The following is a 23200-nucleotide window of genomic DNA, read 5'->3' on the forward strand; positions in this document are numbered from 1 at the left end:
GCGATGCCCAGCATCCTCTTCAAGAACGCCGCGCTGCTCGATCCGCTCCAGGCGGAATTGCTGGCAGGCCATGATGTGCTGGTCGAAGACAGCCTGATCAAGGAGGTCTCGGACCGGCCGATCCAGGCCACCGCCGATCGCACCATCGATCTCAAGGGCAAGACGCTGATGCCCGGCCTGATCGACCTGCATGTGCACGCGATCGCCGTGGAGCTCAACCTGGCGCAGCAGGTCCACATGCCGAACGTGCTGGTGACGCTGCGCTCGACGCTGCTGCTGCGCGGCATGCTGCGACGTGGCTTTACCACCGTCCGCGACGCCGGCGGCGCCGGCCATGCGCTGAAGCAGGCGATCGAGACCGGCCTGACCGACGGCCCGCGGCTGTTCGTCTCCGGCCGCGCGCTCAGCCAGACCGGCGGCCACGGCGACATGCGGGCACGCTCGGATTACCTCGCGAGCGATGCGCCATGTCCCTGCTGCGTGCGGGTCGGCGCGCTGGCGCGCGTTGCCGATGGCGTCGATGGGGTGCGTAGGGCGGCACGCGAGGAGCTCCAGATGGGCGCCGACCAGATCAAGATCATGGCGTCCGGCGGCGTCGCTTCACCGACCGATCCGGTCGGCGCCTTCGGCTATTCCGAGGACGAGATCCGCGCCATCGTCGAGGAGGCGCGCGGGCGCCAGACCTACGTGCTCGCCCACGCCTACACCGCGGCCGCCATCGAACGCGCGGTTCGCTGCGGCGTGCGCACCATCGAGCATGGCAATCTGGTCGATCCTCCGACCGCGCGCCTGATGGCCGAAAAGGGCGCCTATGTGGTGCCGACCCTCGTCACCTACGAGGCGCTGGCCAATGAGGGCGCCCAATACGGCCTGCCGCCGGAGAGCGTGGCCAAGATCGCCGATGTCCGCGACGCCGGTCTGCGTTCGCTCGCGATCTATCGCGACGCCGGGGTGAAGATGGGATTTGGCAGCGACCTGCTTGGAGCCTCTCAACGCCTCCAGAGCGAGGAATTCCGGATTCGCGCCGAAATTCTCGGGCCGCATGCCGTCATCGCCAGCGCGACATTGATCGGTGCCGAAGTGCTTGGCATGGAGGGCAAGCTCGGCCGGATTGCGCCCGACGCTATTGCGGACCTGCTCGTGGTCGACGGCAACCCGCTGCGCGATGTCGCCTGCCTGCTCGGCCAGGGTGAGCACATCCCGATGGTGATGAAGGCGGGCAAGGTCCAGTTCGACCGGCTGAACGCCTAACTACCGCCACATCCCGCGCATCCGCGCGCCGATGTCGATCTTCGGGCCTTGGGCCGCGGTGCGGGCCGCGCCGGCGGCGGCCTTCGGCCAGGCGGTGCGCTCGAACAGATAGACGAGGGATTCCGGGATGAAGCGGGTGCGCGAGGCGTAGACGTGGCGGTCGCCCTTGGCTTGCTGGCCGTGGGTGAAGAAGCGCTGCGGCACGACGAGGTGCAGATCGTCCTTGGCGCGCGTCATCGCGACATAGAGCAGCCGGCGCTCCTCCTCGAGCTCGGCCGTAGTGCCAGCGCCGAGATCCGACGGCATGCAGCCGTCGACGACGTTGAGCACGAACACCGACTTCCATTCCTGGCCCTTGGCCGAATGGACGGTGGAGAGGATCAGATAGTCCTCGTCGCGGAGCGGAGGGCCTGATTTGTCGCTGGTCGCATCCGGCGGGTCGAGCGTGAGCTCGGTCAGGAATTTTTCGCGCGAGGCATAGCCGCTCGCGATCTGCTCGAGCTGCATGAGATCGGCGCGGCGCGTCTCGGAATCCTCGTGGACGCGATCGAGATGCGGCTCATACCAGAGCCGCACGCGTTCGAGATCGGCTGGCCATTCCGAGTAGCGCAGATTTCCGACCGTGCGGACGAAGTCGGTCCACTCGGCGCCGCTGCGTGGCGGCACCGCAAGCTGGCCGAGCGCGGTGAGCGGATCGGTGCTCTCCGCCATCTGGTCGAGCACGCGCTGCGCGGTGGCGGGGCCGATGCCCGGCAACAGGTGCAGGATGCGGAAACCGGCGACGCGGTCGCGCGGATTTTCGGCAAAGCGCAGCAGCGCCAGCACGTCCTTGACGTGCGCAGCATCGAGAAATTTCAGGCCGCCGAATTTGACGAAGGGGATGTTGCGGCGGGTCAGCTCGATCTCCAGCGGCCCGGAATGCGAGGACGTCCGGAACAGCACCGCCTGGTGCTTGAGCAGCGCGCCTTGCTCGCGGTTGGCCAGCACCTGCTCGACGATGTAGCGCGCCTGGTCGGCCTCGTCGTGGACGGTGACGAGCTGCGGCTTCTGCGACGAGGTGCGGTCGGTCCACAGATTCTTGGTGAAGCGTTCGCGCGCCAGGCCAATGACGCCGTTCGCCGCCGCCAGCACGGGTTGCGTCGAGCGGTAGTTGCGGTCGAGCGTGATCATCTCGGCGCGGGGGGAGAAGCTTTGCGGAAAATCTAGGATGTTGCGGACAGTGGCGGCGCGGAACGAATAGATCGACTGCGCGTCGTCGCCGACCACGGTGAGCCCGCGTCCATCCGGCTTCAGCGCCAGCAGGATCGAGGATTGCAGGCGGTTGGTGTCCTGATATTCGTCGACCAGCACGTGATCGAAGCGGCCGCCGATCTCGTCGGCGATCAGCGCATCGCTCATCATCTGCGACCAGTAGAGCAGGAGGTCGTCGTAATCCAGCACGTGCTGGGTCTGCTTGGCCTCGACATAGGCCGCGAACAGGCCCTTCAGCTCGGCGGCCCAGCCCGCGCACCAGGGATAGTGCTGGCCGAGCACTTTTTCGATCTCCATCTCGGCATTGACGCAGCGCGAGTAGATCGACAGGCACGTGCCCTTGGCCGGAAAGCGACTCTCGGTCCTCGACAGGCCGCGCTCGTGCCGGACCAGGTTCATCAGGTCGGCGGAATCCTCGCGGTCGTGGATGGTGAAGGCCGGATCGACGCCGATCCGCTCGGCATATTCGCGCAGGAGCCGCGCGCCGATGCCATGGAACGTGCCGGCCCAGGTGAGGGCGTCGCGCATGATCGCGGCATTGTTCTCGCCCAGCACCTTGCGGGCGATGCGCTCGACCCGGCCGGCCATCTCGGCCGCGGCGCGGCGGGAGAACGTCATCAGGAGGATGCGTCGTGGATCGGCGCCTGCGACGATCAGGTGCGCGACGCGATGGGCGAGCGTATTGGTCTTGCCGGAGCCTGCGCCGGCAATGACGAGCAGGGGGGCGCCCACGGTCGCGCCATCGGCGACGCCATGCTCCACGGCACGGCGCTGCTCCGCATTGAGCGTGTCCAGATATGTCGCCACGAATCGCCCCGGTGAAAGGGTGAGAGTCGGCGATCCCGGCGCGAATCGCAATGCGGCTGGACGGAACCAATGTTAAGACCTAGGGACAACACGGCCCGAAGTTCCAGCCTGAGAAGTGCGCAACCGGCATGACCGACCTCAAGCCCGACCAGTTCGAGATGCGGCGGCTGGAGTCGCTCAGCAATACCATCTTTGGTGTCGCCATGACGCTGCTCGCCTACGACCTGCCCAAGGCCGCGGTGTTTACCAGTGCCCCGAGCTGGAGCGATCTCGCCCATGTCTATTCCGGCAAGCTCGCCGGTCTCGCGCTCAGCTTCATCATTGCCGGCGTGTTCTGGATCAGCCACCACCGCCGGCTCGCGCGCCAGCCCGTGGGCAGCCGCGGCATGGTGATCCTCAACCTGTTCTTCCTGCTGTCGATCGTGCTGCTGCCGGTGACCAACGGCCTCTACACCAATTACAGCATGAGCAGCGCGGTGGCCGTGCTCTACGGCCTGCATCTGACTGCGATCGCCGGCCTCAATGCCTGGCTGTGGTGGACGATTTTGGGCGGCTGGCGCCACGAGATCATGGCCTCGATGTTTCCGCTGCTGGTGTTCATTCCGGGCACGATCGTTGCGGCCTTCGCGCCGCACGTCGCGCCCTTCGTGTGGTTCATCGCCTTTGGCGGGCTGTTGATCCAGCGCTTCTATGCCGCACCGACCGGGCCAGGTGCGTGAGGCGGCGGCTCACCCTTTTGTCGCGCCGAACCCGTCGGCCGGCACGTAAAGCTTGACCGGGCGGATTTCGTAGACCGCCGACGGGTTGACCTCGCGCAGCTTCCGCGCCGCCGCGATCGCTTCCTCATCGGTATCGTAGTCGACGAGATGGAAGCCGAGAAGCTGCTCCTTGGTCTCGGCAAACGGGCCGTCCAGCACCATGCCCGCGCCGGGGCCGCGCAAGGTGTGTGCCTTTCGGGTCTCATCCAGACGGGCGGCCGGCCCAAGGTGTCCGCTTGCCCTCAAGGGCGCCTGAACCTCGATCACTTTGGCCACGACCGCGGCGTCCTGCTCCGGCGCCCAGGACAAAATCTCGTCTTCCACGTGGTAGGCCAGGATGGCGTAAAGCATCGTCACCTCGTTTGTTTTTCAAGCTCGCAGTCGGAAGGATGTATGAGCGCCGCCGATACCGACAATCCCTAACATATTGCGTCGCGCAAGTTGCGACGAAACCGTCCTGAAACCCGATTGCCGCCCTCGGAGGTGAACGCTGTCCAAAGCCGAGGCGACTGATGGCCACCAAGAACACTTCGGAGGCGGCCATGTCGACCATAAAGATCATCTGCGACGCGCGTCGGGCGGGAAAATCGGAAGCCGCGGATTTGCACGACCAGTCCGGCCACCACCGCTATTACGGCAGCTCGGCCGAGAACGGCGGCGAGCGGATCGTCGAGAGCCGCCGCGGAAAACGCCCGCGCGGGCTCAATGTGTGTGGCTTCTGAAGCCTTCGGCGACACCGTCTTTCAACATGGACGTCCTGCAAATATCGATCGCGACGATGCCGTTCCTGCTTGCGCTGATGAGCCGGACGGCGAAGGCAATCGCGCCGTGCCTGCTGACGAGCATCATCACGGTGCTGCTCGGCGACGAGCCTCATCGGACGGTCATGGCCTGGTGCGTCGGCGTGCTGATTGGCGCCGTTGCCCTGCGTGAGCGGCTTCGCGCGAGCTGACCCGGCGCCGTCACGGCGCGCTCAGGACCTGTTTGACCAGCGCCTCGCGCAGCGTTGCCAGCTCGCCGCTCGCTTCCATCTGCGCGATCACCTTGCCGACCTCCGGCACCAGATCGCGATGGCGTTCGTGCAAATAGTGGTAGATGTTGATGCGCTCCAGCGGTGGCGAGAGCGGAACAATCCTGGCCTGCAGATTGAGTTTCTTCACCGCGACGAGCCCGCTGAAGAGGTCGGTGACCATCAGCTCGAAACGGTCGGCGTCGAGCATCCTGATCATGTTCTCGAGGCTGGTGGTCGCGGTGACGCGGGCCATGCCGCGCGTCCCGGCCTCTGAGGAGCCGACGCCGCGGACGATTCCGATGCTGTACTCCCTGATCGAATTCCAGCCGGCGACGTCGAAACGGAGTTTCGTCGCGAAGACCGCCGGCTCGATGTAGTTGATCGCCGGCGTGACCTGAATCAGCGTCGGGTACTCGCTGGAGAGCGTTCCGATCCGCTGGATCTCGCCATCGACCTCGCCCGCGCTCGACAGCGCCAGCGCGCGCTTGCCGGGGACGTCCTCGAACGCCAGCTTGATATTCAGCTTGGCGTAGACGGCCCGCAGCATCTCGCCGCCGACATATTGATCGGGGATATCGGCGATCCGCGCCAGCCGGATCAGCTCCTGCGCGTGCGACGGACCGGCGGCGAGCAATGACAGGCAGGCGACGATGATCCGCCACATGACGCGTCTCCTTTGCCCTGCATGGCTACCATTGGATTCGGATGGCCGCGAGCCACCGACGTGGCGCCCGTGTGGCGGCCGCACCGCTCGCCCGTCTTGCAGGTGACTGCGGACTTTAACCAATGTCATTCCAGTACGCGAAGTGATAGTTTGCGCGAGAATCCTGCTGCTGGGTGCAAGATCAGACCCCGCCAAGCCGCCCATGGGCCGGCAGGATCGCCATGCAAGTCGCGTGATGAGAGAATTTCAACTGTCGAATTGCTCGCGGCTGCGACCCGCCGTCCGGAGCAGGGTGCCGCCATTCCGGGGAGGTGGTGCATGGGCAACGCAGGCGACGAGGACTCCAAGCGCAGCAGCCGCGCCGGTGCCCCGGCGGCCGCGAAGCAGGATTTGAGCGGGATCGGCCCTGCATTTGCGCCAGGGATGATCGGAGCGCTGCTGTCGCGGATCTTCAACTGGTCGCGCAGCGGCGTCGGGCCGCGCCTGCTGGCCGCCGTGCTGCTGTTCTCCTCGATCGTCACGCTGATGCTGACCGCCCTTCAGCTCTATCTCGACTACGACCGCGAGGTCGGCGTCATCGAGACGCGGCTCGACGAGATCGGCCGCAGCACGACCGGCAGCCTCGGCGAGAGCCTGTGGAATCTCGACCAGAACCAGCTCAAGCTCCAGCTCGACGGCATCCTGCGGCTGCCCGACATCCGCGCCGCCGAGGTGCGCGAGATCGCCGATCGTCCCAATCCGATCCGTGTTGCTGTCGGCGAGCCGAGCACCCGCTCAGCCGTGACACGCGACTATCCGCTGAATTACAGTGTCCAGGGGACGGTACGCCCGATCGGCGTGCTTCATGTCGAGGCGACGCTGGCCGAGGTCTATCAGCAATTGCTGAACCGGGCCCTCATCATCCTGGCAAGCCAGGCAGCGAAGACCTTTATCGTCTCGCTGTTCATCATCTACATGTTCCATCTGCTGGTGACGCGGCATCTGGCCGCCATCGCCGAGTACGTCGGCCAATACAGCCTGTCGCGGCCGCCGCCGCCTTTGCGCCTCGAGCGCCGGCCGCCCCGCGATCCCGACGAGCTGGACAAGGTGATCGACGCCTTCAACGCGATGTGCGCGAACCTCGAGCGCGCCTATGGCGAGCTGCGCGAGGCCAACGCAAATCTCGAGCGCGACCTGAATATTCGCCGGCGCGCCGAAGAGGACGCGCGTGCCAGTGAAGAGCGTTTCCGCGACTATGCCGAGACCGCGTCCGACTGGTTCTGGGAGACCGGACCGGATCATCGGTTCACCTACGTATCCGAGCGGGCCGGCGCCTTCGGCATGGACAACAAGGCGCTGGTCGGCAAGCACCGCACAGATGCCGCCTCCGACCGCGACGCCGAGCCCGAGAAATGGCGGGCGCACGTGGCGGCGCTGGACCGCCACGAGCCGTTCCGGAAGTTCGAATATCGCGGGCGCGACGTGGCCGGCCGCATGCATCATTTCAACGTCAACGGCCAGCCGATCTTCGCGGCGGACGGACGCTTCATGGGTTATCGCGGGTCGGCCACCGACCTCACGGCGCAGCACGAGGCCGAGGAGCGGCTGCGCCAATCCCAGAAGATGGACGCGATCGGTCAGCTCACCGGCGGCGTCGCTCACGACTTCAACAACGTGCTCACGGTCATCACCGGCACCATCGAGATCATCCAGGAAGGGCTTGCCGACAAGCCCGAGTTCGCCGCGATCGCACAGCTGATCGACGATGCGGCGGCGCGCGGCGCCGAGATCACCTCGCAGCTCCTGACCTTCGCGCGCCGCCAGCCGCTGGAGCCCCGCGACATCGACGTCAACGCACTCGTGGTCGAAACGGCGAAGCTGCTCAAGCCGATCCTCGGCGAGCATATCGAGATCGTGACCCGGCTCGCGGACGACGCCTGGTCCGCGATGGCAGATCCGTCGCAGCTCTCGTCGGCGATCGTCAATCTCGCCGTCAATGCGCGTGACGCGATGCCGGGCGGCGGCCGGCTCACGCTGGAGACCGCGAACCGCGAGCTCGACGGCGCCAGCGGTGCCGGCGACGGCGATGTCATGCGCGGCGCCTTCGTGATGATCGCGGTGGCCGACACTGGTCACGGCATTCCGGCCGACATCCGCGAGCGCGTGTTCGAGCCGTTCTTCACCACCAAGGGCGTCGGCCGTGGCACCGGACTTGGGCTCAGCATGGTCTACGGCTTTGCCCGCCAGACCGGCGGCACCGTCGTCATCGAGAGCGAGGAGGGGCGCGGCACGGTGATGCGGCTGTTCCTGCCGCGGTCGAAGGGCGAGACGCCGGCCAAGACGGCGTCGGTTCAGCCGCCCGCGGCGGCACGAGGGCAGGAGACGATCCTCGTGGTCGAGGACGATCCGCTGGTGCAGGGCTATGTCATCGCCCAGCTCGGCACCCTCGGCTATCGCACGCTTGCCGCCAGCGACGGCGCAGCCGCGCTTGCGCTGGTCGACCAGGGCGTCAAATTCGATCTCCTGTTCACGGACATCATCATGCCCGGCGGCATGAACGGACGGGAATTGGCCGAAGCCGTCCGGCTCCGCCGGCCGGGGGCGAACGTGCTCTACACCTCCGGCTATACCGACGACACCATCGTCCACGAAGGACATCTCGATCCCGGCCTGGCGCTGCTCAGGAAGCCGTACCGGAAATCGGAGCTGTCGGAGAAGATCCGCGAGGTGCTTGCAGGCGAGCCGCCGGCCTGAGCGGAGCTCATCCATGCGGGCGCCACCCACGAAAAAGGCGCGGCGGGGAGACCCCGTCGCGCCCGATTTCTTGCTCGCTGGTCCAGGGCTGAGAGCGCCCCGATGCCAGGCCTTTCGTCAAAGCCTAGCGGGCGATCCCAGCGAGGTGACAGCGCTTGAGATAAGACACTGGATCACCTCCTTTCGTTGGTTTCGGGACTCTGAATATAGGACGAAATCCCGCCGCCGTTAAGGGGCGCCCCGGGGGCGGGAACTAGCCTGTCCGCGAGGCGGGAAAGACCGGTCCGGAGCAGTTGAGACTGCCGCCCGGTCGTGTTAGGGAGCCAGTGATGCGGGTGTAGCTCAATGGTAGAGCAGCAGCCTTCCAAGCTGAATACGAGGGTTCGATTCCCTTCACCCGCTCCAAATTTTTCGAAGATTTAGCGAGAGGGGTCAGATTTCATTCTGACAAATCGGCTGCTTTGCGCGTTCCGATGCTCGCTTTCCGATCGACTGTTTCGCGACTCTCTTGATAGCTTTCGTATTCCCGCGCTGGATAAGAACCGCGAAAGGCAACCAGTTAGAATCCCAGTTGGCGCCCCCTCCTGGCCTTCGCTGTATGCGACCGGCTGAAGCGAGGCAAATTGGACCGCGCCACGCCGAACGCCTGAAATCCTGGGCATGGTCGCCCGGATCGTGTTCGCCGCCACGATGCTTGCGTTGCTACCGCGACAGAGCGCTGTAAGGCCATGATGTTGCGCCGCCCGGGAATTTTTTCAAACCTGGCCCAAGGATTCCGGCGTCTCGTTCGTCTCAATTCATGAATGCCCGGAAAATCTCCTCCCGGCGCCCCGGCCTATGGGTGGAACTACTATGGTAAAGCGCATCCGATCGCGGTCCTGGACGGGACTGGCCGAGGGACCAGGTAACGGTCCCAATTATCTTGCTCAATCCTGTCGGCCTTGAGGAAAGGGCATGGGGGGCGCCATTCAGCTTATGACCGCAGAGGCGACTGAGCCGCCGGATGGCGGCGCCACGGATGACGACCTCGTCAGTCTGGCCACGCAGGGCAACCGTGCCGCATTCGAAGCCTTGTTGCGGCGTCACTACGACCTCATGCACCGCGTCGCGTGGCGCATGACCGGCTCCCGGACAGACGCGCAGGACATCTGCCAGGATGTCTGCTGCGCGCTGGTGGAACGGATCGCTTCTTTCAGGGGTGAGGCGAAGTTCACAACCTGGCTGGTCGGTATCGTGCGCAACGCCTGCCATGACCACCATCGGCGCCATTCGACGTTGACGCGGCTGAAAGGCCATCTCGCCGTTCTTGCCGAAATGGCGGCGCCGCCGGATGGCCGGGATCTGTTTCGTCGCAGCTGGCTCGCGAGCGAGCTGGCGCGGCTTTCGCCGTTGCTGCGCGAGACGGTCGTGCTTGTGGTCGGCGAAGGCATGACGCACGCGGAGGCGGCCACAGCCCTGGGCGTCTCCGAGTCGACCATCTCCGGCCGCATGCACGAGGTGAGGCGACAGGCGGGTCTCGCGAAGGACATTGGCGATGAGTACTGATCACGACATCATGCGTTTGCCCGACCCTCCGCCGCCTGCGCCGGACGCGCGTGCCTCGGCTGTGCAAGAGGCGCTGCTGCGCTTCGATCAAAAAAGCGCCGAGGAAAAAAACGCCGACGACAGCCAAGGAATGCCGACCGACATCCGTCTCATCGAGCGAACCGCCGCGTCCTTGCGGCCGTCGCGCGAGAGGTTTGTCATGAAGCGTACGCGTTATCTCCTGGCCGCCAGCCTGGCCTGCATTGTTGCCGGATCGGGCGCCTATCTCCATCTCATGCGGTCGCCGCAATCGCAGGACGTCGCTGCGCCCGTCGAACAAAAGGTGGCTAGCAACGACGTCGCTCAAGCTCCTTCGACAGTGCAAGCCAAGAAGGAAAGCGAAAGCCAGGCCCAGCCGCAACCGCAAATCCAAACCGCCACGCAGGCCGGAAAGCCCAGCCAGGAAGCCGCCGCGCCTTCGGTTGCCGCGCCGCCGCCTCCCGCCAAGCCGCACGTGGAAGATCAGATCGCCGGCCGGTTCGCTCCTCAGGCATCTTCCACGGCGGCGCCCGGCCGGGTGCAGGGTCTCATGCCGGGGGCACCCTCAGAAATGTACGCTCTTAGAGGCCAGAACGATCAAATGCACGCGCGCGCGCCGTCTGTGCAACTGCTGGCGCAGGCCGAAGTCTTTCGGGACCAGCGCGAACACGCTCCTGCTGCGTCCGAGCCTGTCGGCCGTGACAAGTTTGCGAATGCGCCGGAAAACGCCTTCAAGGTTGCGCGCGATGCACCCGTCTCGACATTCTCCATCGATGTCGATACGGCGTCGTATGCGTTCGTCCGCGCACAGCTCAACCGCAATGTCCTGCCGCCGGCCGCGTCCGTTCGGACCGAGGAGCTGATCAATTACTTTCCCTATGCCTATGAAGCCCCCGCATCGGCGAGCGAACCGTTCCGGGCCAATGTTGCCGTGTTTCCAAACCCCTGGGCGGAAGGCCGCAAGCTCATTCGCATTGGCGTCAAAGGTTATGCGCTGCAACAGACGAGCCGACCGCGCGCGAATCTCGTTTTCCTGATCGATACATCGGGCTCGATGGAGCCGCAGAACCGGTTGCCGCTCGTGAAGCAGTCGCTCGCCATGCTCGTTACCCAGCTGAAACCCGAGGACCGCATCGCGATCGTGACCTATGCCGGAAATGCCGGCACGGCGCTCGAGCCCACTTCCGTGTCCGAGAAAGCGAAAATCCTGGCGACGATCGATCGGCTCGATGCGGGCGGCAGTACGGCGGGTGCCGAAGGCATCAGGCAAGCCTATGTGCTTGCAGAGCAGAACTTTGACGCCAGCGGCGTCAATCGTGTCATCCTCGCCACCGACGGCGACTTCAATGTCGGAATTACGAACAAGGATGAATTGAAAGGTTTCGTCGAGCGTCAACGCGAAAAAGGCATTTTCCTGTCCGTGCTCGGCGTTGGTGCCGGCAATTACAACGACGCGCTGGCGCAGACGCTGGCGCAGAACGGCAACGGCGTCGCCGCCTACATTGATACGATCAACGAGGCACGCAAGGTGCTGGTCGAAGAGGCAAGTTCGACGCTGTTTCCGATCGGCAAGGATGTGAAGATCCAGGTCGAGTTCAATCCGGCAACCGTCGCCGAATATCGGCTCATCGGCTACGAGACGCGACTTCTCAATCGCGACGATTTCTCAAATGACAAAGTCGATGCCGGCGACGTCGGCTCGGGGCAAACCGTGACGGCGCTCTACGACATCGTGCCTGTCGGCGGGCCTCGCGTGGTCGACGATCTTCGATACGGTGCGCAAGCCCCGGCGAGCGACTCACCGTCGCCAGCCGAATATGCCTTCGTCAAGATCCGCTACAAGCTGCCGCGATCCGATCAAAGCGTGCTGGTGAGCACTGCCGTCGATCGCGCATCGGAACATGGCCGCTTCGAGGATGCGCCACTCGATGCCCGCTTTGCAACCAGTGTAGCCGCGTTCGGCGAGATTCTACGTGGCGGAAAGCACACTGGCCGGTTCGGCTATGACGACGTGCTCCGTATCGCCTCGGCCGCGCGCGGCGACGATCCTTACGGCTATCGCTCCGAATTCCTTCAGTTGGTGCGCGCGGCCAAAACTGCGAGCGCAATGCAGCCGCTGCGACCGTGATCACTTTTCGATTTGGGCCAGCGCGCCCATTCCGGCATCGACAGGGAGCGGAGGAACAGCAACGGTGCTGCACTCAACACAGGAGTGCCAACAAAAGCGATACGAGCCAGCTATGAGAAACACCATCGCCGAGTTCACGCGGGTCGTGGCCGACATCGTCGGTGACTGCGGCGAGATCAATTTCGATAGCTCGCGTCCCGATGGAACACCGCGCAAGCTGCTCGACGTCAGCCGTCTCGACAAGCTCGGCTGGCGTGCCACGACGTCGCTTCACGATGGCTTGAGGCGCGCCTATGCGGCGTATCACGCCTCGCCGGTGGCGGTGCGAGAGTAGGAACCTTCACTGCAAGCAAGAGTTGGCCGGTCGGGCAGGGCGAAAAGCCACATGAGGCCGACCGTGCAAGAAGCCGTGCGCGTGCGCTCCACCGCGCAAATCGCGGGTCATCCAATTCATCCGATGCTGGTGCCGATACCGATCGCGTGCTTCATCGGGGCATTGCTGACCGACATTGCCTATGTCGTCAGCGCAGAGATCATGTGGGCGGATTTCTCCGCCTGGCTCCTGGTGGTCGGCGTCATCTTCGGCGTGCTGGCGGCGATCGCCGGCCTGACTGATTTTCTCGGCAATCGCCTGGTGCGGGCGCAGGCTCCGGCCTGGCCGCATCTGATCGGCAACGCCGTGGCGCTGATCCTGGCGACCGTCAATGTGCTGATCCACACGCGCGATGCGTGGACCTCGGTGTGGCCGACCGGGCTCATTCTTTCGGTGATCACCGTCCTGATCCTGCCGGTCACCGGCTGGCTCGGCTGGGCGATGGTGTACCGCCACGGCGTGGGAGTTGCACGATGACGTCCTTGCTTGTCCGCACATTGCTGTGCTCCTCGCTTCTGTGTCTCGCCGGTTGCGATGACGGCAGCGGTGATCCCAAAGCGCAGATCGGCGCCAATCCAAAGCTACCTGAAATTCAGCAATATCTGCTGCCGCCGATGCACATCGCGCGCATCGTCGGCTGGAAGAAGGACGAGACGCCGACGGTTGCGCAGGGGTTGCAGGCCAAGGCCTTTGCGACGGGCCTGCAGCATCCGCGCTTCCTCTACGTCCTCCCCAACGGCGATGTGCTGGTCGTGGAATCCAAGGCGCCGAAGGGCGCCGCGATCAAGCGACCCAAGGAGATCGTGATGGGCTATGTCGAGTCCTGGGCGACCTCCGGCGGCGATACGGGCCCGAGCAACCGCATCACGTTGCTGGGCGACACCAACGGCGATGGCGTGCCGGACACGCAAAGCGTCTTCCTCGACCATCTCAACTCGCCGTTCGGCGTCGCGCTGGTCGGCAACGACCTCTATGTCGCCAACACCGACGCGATCGTCAAATATCCCTACACGGAGGGCGATACGAAAATCACCGCGCCGGGCACCGTGCTGACGCCGCTACCAGGCGGCCCGATCGACCATCACTGGACCAAGAGCCTGGTCGCGAGCCCCGATGGCTCGAAACTCTTTGTCGGCGTCGGCTCCAACAGCAACATCACCGAGAACGGCATGGAGGCCGAGCACAATCGCGCCAACATTCTCGAAGTCGATCGCGCCAGCGGCCGCTGGCGCATCTTTGCGAGCGGCCTGCGCAATCCGAACGGCCTGAGCTTCGAGCCGCAGACCGGCGCGTTGTGGACGGTGGTGAACGAGCGTGACGAACTCGGTCCCGATCTCGTCCCCGATTACATGACGTCGGTGAAGGACGGCGGCTTCTACGGCTGGCCCTACAGCTATTACGGCCAGCACCTCGATCCCCGCGTCAAGCCGCAGCGGCCCGACCTCGTCGCCAAGGCCATCGTGCCGGACTACGCGCTGAGTTCGCATGTCGCGCCGCTCGGGATGGCTTTCAACACCAGCACGAATCTGCCGGCCACTTACCGCGGCGGCGCCTTCCTCGGCGAGCACGGCAGCTGGAACCGGCAGGTGTTGAACGGCTACAAGGTCGTGTTCGTGCCGTTTGCGGACGGCAAGCCGAGTGGCCCTGCGCAGGACGTCGTCACCGGCTTCCTCAACAATGACAATCAGGCACGCGGCCGTCCCGTCGGTGTCGCCATCGACAAGACCGGCGCACTGCTGGTCGCCGACGACAGCGGCAACACCGTGTGGCGGGTGACGGCAGCCCATCCGCAGCTCACGCAACGCTAGATATCGAGGAGTTGCACCATGGGCCTTGCTCAATACGCGATCGTGCCGGTCGAGGACGAATGGGGCGTGCTGCACGACGGCGACGTCAAAAGCAAATACGCGACCAAGGAAGCCGCGTTCGAATCTGCGGTGGCCGCGGCCTCGCTGGCGCTTCGCCAGGGACATGAGGTTCACGTCAGCGTCCCCGGGCGCGAGCCAGGAGAGACCGCGCTGGGAAGCTAACTTCGGCCAACTTCGTCACTCAGCCGCCTGCGCCCGCGGGCGATCGACGACACGCGCTATTTGCGCGACCCTTCAATCCGCGTGGTTGATTTCCCGTGACGGCATGTCGACCAGGTCCGCGCGCGTGACTGCCGGGCGGAGGCGAGCGCCCGGCGCGAAAATAACATCATGTTAGGTTTATCGCATAACTGGGTAATTGTGTTAGCCCGGCGAAAGCCTATTGTCGCGACCAATCGGATACCCATCGGCAGTGACAAGCGCTCGCGGAAGTCGGCAGAGCGCCCGGAGAATGCTGCCCAATTTCCAGCGAAGCCCGACAACGGGACGTCAAAAAAACCCAGTGGAGGAATTTTGAAATGACCGCGATCCATCACATGAGTCAGTCCAGGAAGGCTGCTGCGAGCGGCTGGATCGGTTCGGCTCTCGAATATTATGACTTCTTCATCTACGCGACCGCCGCGTCGCTGATCTTCCCGCAAATCTTCTTCCCGTCGGAAAATCCCACCGTCGCCATCGTCGCATCGCTGGCGACCTATGGCGTGGGATATGTGGCCCGGCCGATCGGTGCCTTCGTCCTCGGACATTGGGGCGACACCCATGGCCGCAAGACCGTTCTCATCGTCTGCATGTTCCTGATGGGCATCTCGACGATGGCGGTGGGTATCCTGCCGACCTATCAGCAGGTCGGCATCCTGGCGCCGATCCTGCTCGTCATCCTGCGCCTCGTGCAGGGATTTGCCGTCGCCGGTGAAATCTCCGGCGCGAGCTCGATGATCCTGGAGCATGCGCCGTTCGGCCGGCGCGGCTTCTATGCGAGCTTCGCCCTTCAGGGCGTGCAGGCCGGACAGATCCTCGCGGCAGCCGTCTTCCTGCCGCTGGCGGCCTATATGCCGACCGACGCATTCAACAGCTGGGGATGGCGGATTCCATTCCTGCTCAGCTTCTTCGTCATCGTAGCAGGCTACATCATTCGTCGCGAAGTCGACGAGACCCCTGCGTTCGCCCGCGAGGGCGAGCGGGGAGAGACGCCGCGGGCGCCAATCGTCCAGGCCATCAAGCTGAGCTGGCGCGACATGCTCAGGGTCATCTGCATGGCCCTGATGAACGTCATTCCGGTTGTTGCGACCATCTTCGGTGCGGCCTACGCGGTCCAGCCGGCCTATGGCATCGGTTTTGCCAAGGACGTCTATCTGTGGATCCCGGTGCTTGGAAACATGCTGGCCGTGTTCGTCATTCCCTTCGTCGGCAATCTCTCCGACAAGGTCGGCCGCAGGCCTCCGATCATCGTGGGCGCGCTTCTCTCCGGCTTGCTCGCCTTCGGCTATCTCTATGCCATCAGCATCAGGAATGTGCCGCTCGCGATCCTGCTGTCGCTCCTGATGTGGGGTGTGGTCTACCAGGGCTACAACGCCATCTTCCCGAGCTTCTACCCGGAGCTGTTTCCGACCCGCACCCGGGTGTCGGCGATGGCGATCTCGCAGAACATCGGAACGACCATCACCGCGTTGCTTCCGGCCCTGTTTGCGACCGTGGCGCCTCCCGGCTCGGACAATATCCCCTTGACGGTGGGGGCGATCGCCTTCGGTATCACTGTCATCGCGGCGCTGGCAGCCGTCACGGCCCGGGAGACCTATCGGGTCAGTATCGACGATCTCGGCAATCCCAAGGCCGTTCCGATGCCGCGGGCCGACTATGAGCGGCAGCGTGCGGAGGCGGCGAGCGGTGCGGCCGCAATTCCGACCTGAAGGGCACGCAAGGAGCCTGCCGCTGCGATCGATGATGTTTGCAGCGGCAGGGCTTGATGCGTTACGAGATTGCCGATTCGAATTTTGTGCGCGCGAGCGCGATCATCATGAGGTTGCAGGATGAACCCCGTTGTTGTTGCTGTCGCCATCACCGGCTCCGTTCCGCGCAAGAAGGACAATCCCGCGGTGCCGATCTTGCCGTCCGAGCAGATCGAGTCGACGCAGGAGGCCTTCGAGGCCGGCGCCACGCTTGCCCATATCCATGTTCGAAACGATGACGAGACGCCGTCTTCCGACCCCGCGCGTTTCGCGCAGGTGCAGGAGGGGATCAAAAAGCATTGTCCGGGGATGATCGTTCAGTTCTCGACCGGCGGGCGGGGCCGCGATCCGTCGGCGCGGGGATCATCGCTTTATCTGAAGCCGGACATGGCCTCGCTGTCGACAGGGTCGGTGAACTTTCCGACCATCGTCTACGAGAACAGCGCCGCCCTGGTCGACACCCTCGCCACCGGCATGAAGGCGGGTGGCATCCGGCCGGAAATCGAGATCTTCGATCTGTCGCATCTGCATGGCGCCCGTCGCCTGATCGAGGCGGGGCTGATCGACGCGCGCCCGCACGTGCAATTCGTCATGGGCGTCAAGAATGCGATGCCGGCCGACGAGCATGTCCTCGACATCCTCCTCGGAGAGCTGAAGCGGCTGATCCCGACAGCGACGTGGACGGCGGCCGGGATCGGACGGCATCAGGCCGAGGTCATGGGCTGGGCGCTTGCGCGCGGCGCCGACGCGGTTCGTACCGGGCTCGAGGACAATATCAGGATCGACAAGGCGCGCCTCGCCGCCAGCAATGCAGAGCTCGTGACCGTCGCCTGCGAGGCCGTCGCACGCCACGGCCGGCGCGTCGCGACCGCGGCGGAGGCGCGATCCTTGCTCGGGCTCGCGGGGTAGGGGCTACTGCCTCCTGCTGACATGCTCCCGGCCGCCTTCTGCCATTCGGCGGCCGGCGTTCCGCTGCGCTGAGTCTCCGGGTAAGACGGGTGTCACAGGCGTGATCGGCGCCTGCCGGGCAGGCGACGAGTGGAATGCGGTTCTTGAAATCTGACAGCAGGCTCGTTGGGGTCCTGCTGGTGCTTGCAATCACCCAGCTCGTTGGATGGGGCACGATCGGTCTTCCGGCCGTCATCGGCCGCGACCTTGCGGCCGATCTCGGCATGAGCCTGTCGGCGGTGTTCGCGGGCAGCTCGGTCCTTTACGTCACCATGGGGCTGTGCGCGCCCTGGCTCGCCAGGGCGTTTGCACGGCACGGTGCGCGCAAGGTGATGATGGTGGGCACGGTCGTGACCCTGCCGGGCTTCGTCGTCATGTCCTTTGCCCACGAGCCGATGCTCTATTTTATCGGTTGGGTCATTCTCGGCATGGGCGGCAGCGCCACGCTCTCGACCGGCGCCTATATCATGCTCAACGAAGTGGCCGGGCGGGGCGCCAAGAATGCCATCGGCGGGCTCATGCTGGTGACGGGCCTCTCCAGCAGCATCTTCTGGCCGACCACGTCGTTCCTGAGCGGGCATTTCGGCTGGCGCGGGACCTGTCTCGTCTACGCGGCGATGATGCTCCTCATCAACCTTCCGCTCTACGCGTTCCTGGCTCCGCGCCGGAAAATTGCGACTGACGACGGCGGTGGCCCGATCAAGGCCGCGACGCCGCCTGCGATTCCGAGAAGCACCTTCGGTCTCGTCGTCTGCGTGATCACGATGAACGCCTTCGTCAATTTCGGCATCGGCGCCATCATGATCGAATTGCTGCGGGCGGAAGGGCTGGCGCCCGCGCAGGCGCTCGCATTCGGTTCGATGCTGGGCGTGATCCAGGTCAGCGCCCGCGGGCTGGATTTCCTCGGCGGCGGGCGATGGGACGGGATCACGACCGGGCTCGTTGCGGGCACGGCGTTGCCGGTGGCAATGCTGCTGCTGATGACGAGCGAGGGCGCGACCTGGGCGGTTGCGGTCTTCATCCTGCTCTATGGCGCCGGCAGCGGTGCGATGGCGGTGGCGCGGGCGACGATCCCGCTGGTGTTCTACGACCAGGCCGAGTTCGCCAAGGCGATGTCGATGATCGCGCTGCCGCTCAATCTGGCATCCGCGATCTCGCCGCCGCTCCTTGTCGGCCTGCTCACCCAGTTCGGCAGCCGCGGTGCGCTCGGTCTCACCTTTGTCTTCTCCTGCGCCACAGTGCTGATCCTGGTCCTGCTTGGCCGCCGGCGGCCGCAGGCGGCCGCGGTTGCCACGACCTGACAAATATTCGCAGAACGGAAATTCGCCGCCGCGGGCTGCCTCAGCTGCGGGGCAGGGGATGGCCGTATGCCCAGCGTGCAGTGCTCAGCGCCCGAAAATAGTGTATCCGCAGGAAGCGCAGGCCCGCTTCGAGCGCCCCGCCAAGATCCAGTTCCCGGAGGAAATCGACATGTCGGCTCTGCCGCTCTCAGGCATCAAGATCCTTGACCTCACCCGCGTGCTGGCCGGGCCCCTGTCGGCCCAGATGCTGGGCGATCTCGGCGCGGAGGTGATCAAGATCGAGCGGCCGGGCACGGGCGACGACGCGCGCGCCTTCGGCCCGCCTTACCTGACCGATCCCGAGGGCAAGGCCAACAACAACAACTCGTTCTACCTCTGCGCCAACCGCAACAAGAAGTCGGTCACGGTCAACATCGCCAAACCCGAGGGGCAGGCGATCATCCGCGCGCTCGCCAAGGATGTCGACGTCTTCATGGAGAACTACAAGGTCGGCGATCTCAAGCGCTACGGCCTCGACTACGAGACGATCAAGGCGATCAACCCCGGCATCATCTATTGCTCGGTGACCGGCTTCGGCCAGACCGGCCCGTACGCGCCGCGCGCCGGCTATGACGCGATCCTGCAGGCGATGGGCGGCCTGATGAGCGTGACCGGCCATATCGACGGCGAGCCCGGCGAGGGTCCGATGAAGGTCGGCCCGTCGATCGTCGACTACATGACCGGCATGAACACCTCGATCGGGATTCTCTCGGCGCTCTACCATCGCGACGCCAATGACGGGCAGGGACAGCATATCGACGTCTGCCTGTTCGACACCGTCATCGCATCGCTGTCGCACTGGCTCCAGATCTACCTCGTCAACGGCAAGATGCCGCCGCGCCGCGGCACCTGGGGCAATGGCGGCATGCCGGCCGGCGTGTTCCGCTGCACCGACGGCGAGCTGATGCTGGTGGTCGGCAATGACGGCCAGTTCCAGCGCACCTGCGCCGTGCTCGGCGAGCCCGAGCTTGCGAACGACAAGCGCTTCATCAAGAACAACGACCGCGTCGTGCACGGCAAGGAGATCATGGCGATCTTCGCCGGCTTGTTCCTGAAGCAGCCGGTGGCCTATTGGCTCGAAAAGCTGGAGGAGGCCGGCGTGCCGTCGGGGCCGATCAACAATTTCGAGCAGGTGTTTTCCGATCCGCACGTCCAGTCGCGCGGCATGCGGGTGAAGGTCGATCATCCCTTCCAGCCCGATCTCGCGCTGATCCGCAACGCGCTGACCCTCTCGGAGACGCCGATCGAGAATTACCGCGCCCCGCCGCTGCTGGGCGAGCACACCCAGGAGGTGCTCGGCGGCACGCTCGGCTATGATGCCGGCAAGATCGAACAGCTGAAGCAGCAGGGGATCATCTAGCTTCGCTTCCTGATCCTCCCGGCGTGGGCAAGATAGGCTTGCGCACCACTGGTCGCGCATGCGGCAGGGAGCCTGACGGATCTCGGCGCGACCGTTGCGAGCGCCGCCGATGCGCGCGCCATGCTCGGCCTTGCCCGAGGCTTGCGCGCAATCCCCAGATAAACCCGGTCCGTACTCGCACAGGCTTCCGCTTTGCGCCCGACTCTGGTGCGATGCTCCCGACGCAAATCCGGGAGGGAACGAATGTCCTACACGATCGGGTTTCAGGCTAAGGACCAGAAGGCAATTCTGGCGACCGAGGCAGCAACGGCCAATCAGGCCGTCGCCATCATTGCCGCGCTGCGGCAAAGCGCCGACGAGATCAAGTTCATCCGCTCGCCCCAGGAAGGCGAGATGGGTATCGAGATGCTGCTGCTGCTCGCCAAGGAAGAGGCCGAGGAGATCCCGCAGCGGGTGTAGAGCACGATCCGGAAAACTGCGCAGCGGTTTTCCCTCGCGACAAACGCGGAACGCGTTTGCGCGGAGATCATGCTCAAACAAAAAACTAAAGCGCGATCGCATCGCGCTTTAGGCCCCACGGCCACACTTCGAGCTTTAGCGAAGCATGCCGGCTGCAGAATGATGTAGCAAGGCGCCAGTCTCGCTCGAACCGAAGGTGGCCGCCGATGAAACGCGAAGCGCTCCGCGTCGAACCGATTTCGACATTCCTCGACCGCTGGAAGGCGCCGACCTCGCCGGTGACGCGCGCCGGCAACATGATCTTCGTTGCCGGCCTGCCGCCATTCGACCCCGAGACGGGCGAGATCGCGGAAGTACCGATCGAGCGCGAGAGCGAACTCATCATGGAGCAGATGAAGCTCTGCCTTCAGACGGCCGGCGCCTCCCTCGACAACGTCATGAAGTGCAACGTCTACTGCACCTCGACAAAACACTTCGCCGCCTTCAACGCGGTCTATGCGCGCTATTTCCCGATTGATCCGCCGGCGCGCATCTTCGTCTGCACCCCGGAATGGTTCGGCCCCTTCGACGTCGAGATCGACTGCATCGCGATGATGTGAGCGCTAACGCGCTACAACCCGTGACGGCGCCTTCGTCTCGGTCCGCCCCGCCGTCAGCGCCGTCGTCGCGACGCTGACGACGCGCGCGACGACGTCCTCGACGTCGTCGAGATCGCATTTGCCTTCCGACAGCTTCGTCAACCGCTCGCTCTCGCGGATGGTGTGGTGCGCCATGGCCAGCGCGAAGTTCAGGCCCCAATAGATATCGACGTCGCTGCGGTCGGGCAGGGACCGTCGCATGGCGCCGGCGAATTTCCGCAAATGGTCGATCTCGCGGTTCTTGATGCGGCGGATCGGCGGCACGGATTCGATCGAGGCGCGGATCATGAAGCGCGCGGCGGTGGAGCGCTGGTTTTCCGGACCCAGGCAGCCGCGCAAGGTCGGGCCGACGAGGGCGCGCAAGATCACCTCGATTGGCGCGCGACCACCGCCTTGCTCTTCCGCGGCCTTCAATTCGCGCAGGCGTTCGCGGTTGGTGGCGATCGAGCGCGAGACGAACAGCTCTGCGATCAATTCGTCCTTCGAGCCGAAATGATAATTCACCGCCGCGAGGTTGACGTTGGCCTCCGCGACGATGTCGCGCAGCGTCACGTCGCCAAAGCCGCGATCGGCATAGAGCCGTTCGGCGGCGGCGAGAATGGCAGACCTCGTATGATCGCTGGCCATGGATGCCCCTCAGGCAGGGAGTTGCAATTCAAACACTTGTATGAAACTATCGTTTGAAGGCCGGAGAAAGTCAATCCGCAAATCGAGACTCGTTCGCAGCACGCGAACCGGTTCCGAGGCGTCCGCAGGCATTCGTGCTTGCGGGCAGCGTGCGGCGGGAGGACAGTCCGGCGCAAAACAGCTTTGCAAAGAGAGACCTAGGAGCGTCCCATGGATTTCGATCTGTCCCCCAAGCAGAAGGAATGGCTCGACCGCGTGCAGTCGTTCATGACCAAGCACGTGCGTCCGGCGGTGCCGATCTATAACGAGCAGGATCACAGCGGCGAGCGCTGGAAGGTCATCCCGGTTCTGGAGGACCTCAAGAAGAAGGCGAAGGCCGAAGGCCTCTGGAACATGTTCATGCCGCCGAACGAGCATGAGGACGACGAATTCCGTGGCGCGGGATTGACCAATCTCGAATACGCGCTGCTGTCGGAGCAGATGGGCCACATCTCCTGGGCTTCGGAAGTGTTCAATTGCTCGGCGCCCGACACCGGCAACATGGAAGTGTTCATGCGCTACGGCTCCAAGGAGCAGAAGCGTAAATGGCTGCGTCCGCTGATGGACGGCGAGATCCGCTCGGCGTTCCTGATGACGGAACCGGCGGTCGCTTCGTCCGACGCCACCAACATCGAGACCCGCATCGAGAAGGATGGCGATCACTACGTCATCAACGGCCGCAAATGGTGGTCGTCCGGCGTCGGCGATCCCCGCTGCAAGATCGCGATCCTGATGGGCAAGACCGATTTCAAGGCGGCCAAGCACCAGCAGCAGTCGCAGATCCTGGTTCCGCTCGACACATCAGGCATCAAGGTCGAGAAGATGCTGCCGGTGTTCGGCTTCGACGATGCGCCGCACGGCCACGCCCAGGTGCTGCTCGAGAACGTGCGCGTGCCCAAGGAGAACATCCTGCTGGGCGAAGGCCGCGGCTTCGAGATCGCGCAGGGCCGCCTCGGTCCCGGCCGTATCCACCACTGCATGCGCACCATCGGCAAGGCCGAGGAGGCGCTGGAGAAGATGGTGAAGCGTCTGATGTCGCGCACCGCCTTCGGCAAGAAGATCGTCGAGCACAGCGTGTGGGAGCAGCGCATTGGCGAAGCCCGCACCAACATCGAGATGACGCGTCTGCTCTGCCTCAAGGCCGCCGACATGATGGACAAGGTCGGCAACAAGACCGCGCAGGCCGAGATCGCCATGATCAAGGTTGCAGCACCCAACATGGCGCTGAAGATCATCGACGAGGCGATCCAGGCCTTTGGTGGCGCAGGCGTTTCGGACGAAGCGGGTCTTGCCAAGGACTACGCCGGCATCCGCACGCTGCGGCTCGCCGACGGTCCGGACGAGGTGCACAATCGCGCCATTGCCAGGCTCGAAGTTCGGAAGTATGCCAACTCTCCCAAGCATTAAGAGGGAGAGCCCTGCGGCGCTCCCGACT

At 64.6% G+C, this 23200-nt stretch carries 21 protein-coding genes, 1 tRNA gene and 1 pseudogene; 19 read left to right on the top strand and 4 right to left on the bottom strand.

Going from position 1 to position 23200, the window contains the following annotated elements; translation table 11 throughout:
* Nucleotides 1-3 precede the first annotated feature (3 nt).
* Nucleotides 4-1251: a metal-dependent hydrolase family protein gene (locus AC5ZFO_RS22090; protein WP_282521099.1), complete on the top strand. Its 1248-nt coding sequence runs from the start codon at nucleotides 4-6 to the stop codon at nucleotides 1249-1251.
* On the opposite strand, the gene AC5ZFO_RS22095 is transcribed toward AC5ZFO_RS22090, so the two are convergent.
* Nucleotides 1252-3309, bottom strand: a complete 2058-nt coding sequence (locus tag AC5ZFO_RS22095; RefSeq protein ID WP_282521098.1) for an ATP-dependent helicase — start codon at nucleotides 3307-3309, stop codon at nucleotides 1252-1254.
* 128 nt (nucleotides 3310-3437) lie between these two features.
* Between AC5ZFO_RS22095 and AC5ZFO_RS22100 the strand changes: the two genes are divergently transcribed.
* Nucleotides 3438-4028 carry a TMEM175 family protein gene (locus tag AC5ZFO_RS22100; RefSeq protein ID WP_282521097.1) on the top strand — a complete coding sequence of 197 codons (591 nt, stop codon included), beginning with the start codon at nucleotides 3438-3440 and terminating at the stop codon, nucleotides 4026-4028.
* Nucleotides 4029-4037: 9 nt separating this feature from the next.
* Here AC5ZFO_RS22100 and AC5ZFO_RS22105 read toward each other — a convergent pair whose 3' ends face one another.
* Nucleotides 4038-4418 carry a YciI family protein gene (locus AC5ZFO_RS22105; protein WP_282521096.1) on the bottom strand — a complete coding sequence of 127 codons (381 nt, stop codon included), beginning with the start codon at nucleotides 4416-4418 and terminating at the stop codon, nucleotides 4038-4040.
* A gap of 161 nt (nucleotides 4419-4579) precedes the next feature.
* On the opposite strand from AC5ZFO_RS22105, the gene AC5ZFO_RS22110 reads away from it, so the two are divergent.
* The gene (locus AC5ZFO_RS22110; RefSeq protein WP_282521095.1) at nucleotides 4580-4789 is read left to right on the top strand and encodes a hypothetical protein; all 210 of its coding nucleotides are present in this window, start codon (nucleotides 4580-4582) and stop codon (nucleotides 4787-4789) included.
* A 26-nt stretch (nucleotides 4790-4815) separates the two neighbouring features.
* Nucleotides 4816-5019 (top strand): hypothetical protein, encoded by a 204-nt coding sequence (locus AC5ZFO_RS22115; RefSeq protein WP_282521094.1) that lies wholly within the window; start codon nucleotides 4816-4818, stop codon nucleotides 5017-5019.
* A gap of 10 nt (nucleotides 5020-5029) precedes the next feature.
* Here AC5ZFO_RS22115 and AC5ZFO_RS22120 read toward each other — a convergent pair whose 3' ends face one another.
* Nucleotides 5030-5743 carry a substrate-binding periplasmic protein gene (locus tag AC5ZFO_RS22120; RefSeq protein ID WP_282521093.1) on the bottom strand — a complete coding sequence of 238 codons (714 nt, stop codon included), beginning with the start codon at nucleotides 5741-5743 and terminating at the stop codon, nucleotides 5030-5032.
* 318 nt (nucleotides 5744-6061) lie between these two features.
* Here AC5ZFO_RS22120 and AC5ZFO_RS22125 point away from each other — a divergent pair, with 318 nt between their 5' ends.
* The 14 genes and pseudogenes from AC5ZFO_RS22125 to AC5ZFO_RS22190 all read left to right on the top strand — a co-directional run bounded on the left by AC5ZFO_RS22125 (nucleotide 6062) and on the right by AC5ZFO_RS22190 (nucleotide 21060).
* On the top strand, nucleotides 6062-8476 hold the full coding sequence (locus tag AC5ZFO_RS22125; RefSeq protein ID WP_282521092.1) for an ATP-binding protein: 2415 nt from the start codon (nucleotides 6062-6064) through the stop codon (nucleotides 8474-8476).
* Nucleotides 8477-8807: 331 nt separating this feature from the next.
* Nucleotides 8808-8881, top strand: a tRNA-Gly gene (locus tag AC5ZFO_RS22130).
* A 549-nt stretch (nucleotides 8882-9430) separates the two neighbouring features.
* The gene (locus tag AC5ZFO_RS22135; RefSeq protein ID WP_282521091.1) at nucleotides 9431-10021 is read left to right on the top strand and encodes an RNA polymerase sigma factor; all 591 of its coding nucleotides are present in this window, start codon (nucleotides 9431-9433) and stop codon (nucleotides 10019-10021) included.
* Nucleotides 10011-12167, top strand: coding sequence for a vWA domain-containing protein (locus tag AC5ZFO_RS22140; RefSeq protein ID WP_282521090.1), 2157 nt, complete (start codon nucleotides 10011-10013; stop codon nucleotides 12165-12167). Before AC5ZFO_RS22135 ends, AC5ZFO_RS22140 begins: the two co-directional genes overlap by 11 nt.
* Before the next feature lie 121 nt (nucleotides 12168-12288).
* Nucleotides 12289-12501: pseudogene (locus AC5ZFO_RS22145) on the top strand (GDP-L-fucose synthase); the annotation flags it as partial.
* Between the two features lie 51 nt (nucleotides 12502-12552).
* Nucleotides 12553-13017: a DUF2231 domain-containing protein gene (locus AC5ZFO_RS22150; RefSeq protein WP_282521089.1), complete on the top strand. Its 465-nt coding sequence runs from the start codon at nucleotides 12553-12555 to the stop codon at nucleotides 13015-13017.
* On the top strand, nucleotides 13014-14348 hold the full coding sequence (locus tag AC5ZFO_RS22155) for a PQQ-dependent sugar dehydrogenase (protein ID WP_496122531.1): 1335 nt from the start codon (nucleotides 13014-13016) through the stop codon (nucleotides 14346-14348). Before AC5ZFO_RS22150 ends, AC5ZFO_RS22155 begins: the two co-directional genes overlap by 4 nt.
* Before the next feature lie 18 nt (nucleotides 14349-14366).
* Complete coding sequence (locus AC5ZFO_RS22160) at nucleotides 14367-14570, top strand: hypothetical protein (protein ID WP_282521087.1); 204 nt, start codon at nucleotides 14367-14369, stop codon at nucleotides 14568-14570.
* Nucleotides 14571-14926: 356 nt separating this feature from the next.
* Complete coding sequence (locus tag AC5ZFO_RS22165) at nucleotides 14927-16315, top strand: MFS transporter (protein WP_282521086.1); 1389 nt, start codon at nucleotides 14927-14929, stop codon at nucleotides 16313-16315.
* Nucleotides 16316-16435: 120 nt separating this feature from the next.
* Entirely contained in the window at nucleotides 16436-17263 is an 828-nt protein-coding gene (locus AC5ZFO_RS22170; protein ID WP_282521085.1) for a 3-oxoadipate:acetyl-CoA acetyltransferase, read from the top strand.
* Between the two features lie 134 nt (nucleotides 17264-17397).
* Complete coding sequence (locus AC5ZFO_RS22175; protein ID WP_282521084.1) at nucleotides 17398-18603, top strand: MFS transporter; 1206 nt, start codon at nucleotides 17398-17400, stop codon at nucleotides 18601-18603.
* A 169-nt stretch (nucleotides 18604-18772) separates the two neighbouring features.
* Nucleotides 18773-20002 (top strand): CaiB/BaiF CoA transferase family protein, encoded by a 1230-nt coding sequence (locus AC5ZFO_RS22180; protein ID WP_282521083.1) that lies wholly within the window; start codon nucleotides 18773-18775, stop codon nucleotides 20000-20002.
* Nucleotides 20003-20245: 243 nt separating this feature from the next.
* On the top strand, nucleotides 20246-20461 hold the full coding sequence (locus tag AC5ZFO_RS22185; protein WP_282521082.1) for a hypothetical protein: 216 nt from the start codon (nucleotides 20246-20248) through the stop codon (nucleotides 20459-20461).
* A gap of 206 nt (nucleotides 20462-20667) precedes the next feature.
* Nucleotides 20668-21060, top strand: a complete 393-nt coding sequence (locus AC5ZFO_RS22190) for a RidA family protein (protein WP_496122532.1) — start codon at nucleotides 20668-20670, stop codon at nucleotides 21058-21060.
* Between the two features lie 3 nt (nucleotides 21061-21063).
* On the opposite strand, the gene AC5ZFO_RS22195 is transcribed toward AC5ZFO_RS22190, so the two are convergent.
* Entirely contained in the window at nucleotides 21064-21726 is a 663-nt protein-coding gene (locus AC5ZFO_RS22195) for a TetR/AcrR family transcriptional regulator (protein ID WP_282521081.1), read from the bottom strand.
* A gap of 210 nt (nucleotides 21727-21936) precedes the next feature.
* Between AC5ZFO_RS22195 and AC5ZFO_RS22200 the strand changes: the two genes are divergently transcribed.
* Entirely contained in the window at nucleotides 21937-23172 is a 1236-nt protein-coding gene (locus AC5ZFO_RS22200) for an acyl-CoA dehydrogenase family protein (RefSeq protein ID WP_282521080.1), read from the top strand.
* Nucleotides 23173-23200: the final 28 nt, after the last annotated feature.

The sequence above is a fragment of the Bradyrhizobium sp. Unk1 genome (genome assembly GCF_059512345.1).

What these genes read in the sequence shown, in the direction of transcription:
- AC5ZFO_RS22100 (WP_282521097.1), top strand. Translation starts at nt 3,438, where the DNA reads ATGACCGACCTCAAGCCCGACCAGTTCGAGATGCGGCGGCTGGAGTCG.
- AC5ZFO_RS22150 (WP_282521089.1), top strand. Translation starts at nt 12,553, where the DNA reads ATGAGGCCGACCGTGCAAGAAGCCGTGCGCGTGCGCTCCACCGCGCAA.
- AC5ZFO_RS22160 (WP_282521087.1), top strand. Translation starts at nt 14,367, where the DNA reads ATGGGCCTTGCTCAATACGCGATCGTGCCGGTCGAGGACGAATGGGGC.
- AC5ZFO_RS22190 (WP_496122532.1), top strand. Translation starts at nt 20,668, where the DNA reads ATGAAACGCGAAGCGCTCCGCGTCGAACCGATTTCGACATTCCTCGAC.
- AC5ZFO_RS22135 (WP_282521091.1), top strand. Translation starts at nt 9,431, where the DNA reads ATGGGGGGCGCCATTCAGCTTATGACCGCAGAGGCGACTGAGCCGCCG.
- AC5ZFO_RS22180 (WP_282521083.1), top strand. Translation starts at nt 18,773, where the DNA reads ATGTCGGCTCTGCCGCTCTCAGGCATCAAGATCCTTGACCTCACCCGC.
- AC5ZFO_RS22155 (WP_496122531.1), top strand. Translation starts at nt 13,014, where the DNA reads ATGACGTCCTTGCTTGTCCGCACATTGCTGTGCTCCTCGCTTCTGTGT.
- AC5ZFO_RS22185 (WP_282521082.1), top strand. Translation starts at nt 20,246, where the DNA reads ATGTCCTACACGATCGGGTTTCAGGCTAAGGACCAGAAGGCAATTCTG.
- AC5ZFO_RS22090 (WP_282521099.1), top strand. Translation starts at nt 4, where the DNA reads ATGCCCAGCATCCTCTTCAAGAACGCCGCGCTGCTCGATCCGCTCCAG.
- AC5ZFO_RS22115 (WP_282521094.1), top strand. Translation starts at nt 4,816, where the DNA reads ATGGACGTCCTGCAAATATCGATCGCGACGATGCCGTTCCTGCTTGCG.
- AC5ZFO_RS22195 (WP_282521081.1), bottom strand. Translation starts at nt 21,726, where the DNA reads ATGGCCAGCGATCATACGAGGTCTGCCATTCTCGCCGCCGCCGAACGG.
- AC5ZFO_RS22125 (WP_282521092.1), top strand. Translation starts at nt 6,062, where the DNA reads ATGGGCAACGCAGGCGACGAGGACTCCAAGCGCAGCAGCCGCGCCGGT.
- AC5ZFO_RS22120 (WP_282521093.1), bottom strand. Translation starts at nt 5,743, where the DNA reads ATGTGGCGGATCATCGTCGCCTGCCTGTCATTGCTCGCCGCCGGTCCG.
- AC5ZFO_RS22110 (WP_282521095.1), top strand. Translation starts at nt 4,580, where the DNA reads ATGGCCACCAAGAACACTTCGGAGGCGGCCATGTCGACCATAAAGATC.
- AC5ZFO_RS22200 (WP_282521080.1), top strand. Translation starts at nt 21,937, where the DNA reads ATGGATTTCGATCTGTCCCCCAAGCAGAAGGAATGGCTCGACCGCGTG.
- AC5ZFO_RS22105 (WP_282521096.1), bottom strand. Translation starts at nt 4,418, where the DNA reads ATGCTTTACGCCATCCTGGCCTACCACGTGGAAGACGAGATTTTGTCC.
- AC5ZFO_RS22170 (WP_282521085.1), top strand. Translation starts at nt 16,436, where the DNA reads ATGAACCCCGTTGTTGTTGCTGTCGCCATCACCGGCTCCGTTCCGCGC.
- AC5ZFO_RS22140 (WP_282521090.1), top strand. Translation starts at nt 10,011, where the DNA reads ATGAGTACTGATCACGACATCATGCGTTTGCCCGACCCTCCGCCGCCT.
- AC5ZFO_RS22165 (WP_282521086.1), top strand. Translation starts at nt 14,927, where the DNA reads ATGACCGCGATCCATCACATGAGTCAGTCCAGGAAGGCTGCTGCGAGC.
- AC5ZFO_RS22175 (WP_282521084.1), top strand. Translation starts at nt 17,398, where the DNA reads ATGCGGTTCTTGAAATCTGACAGCAGGCTCGTTGGGGTCCTGCTGGTG.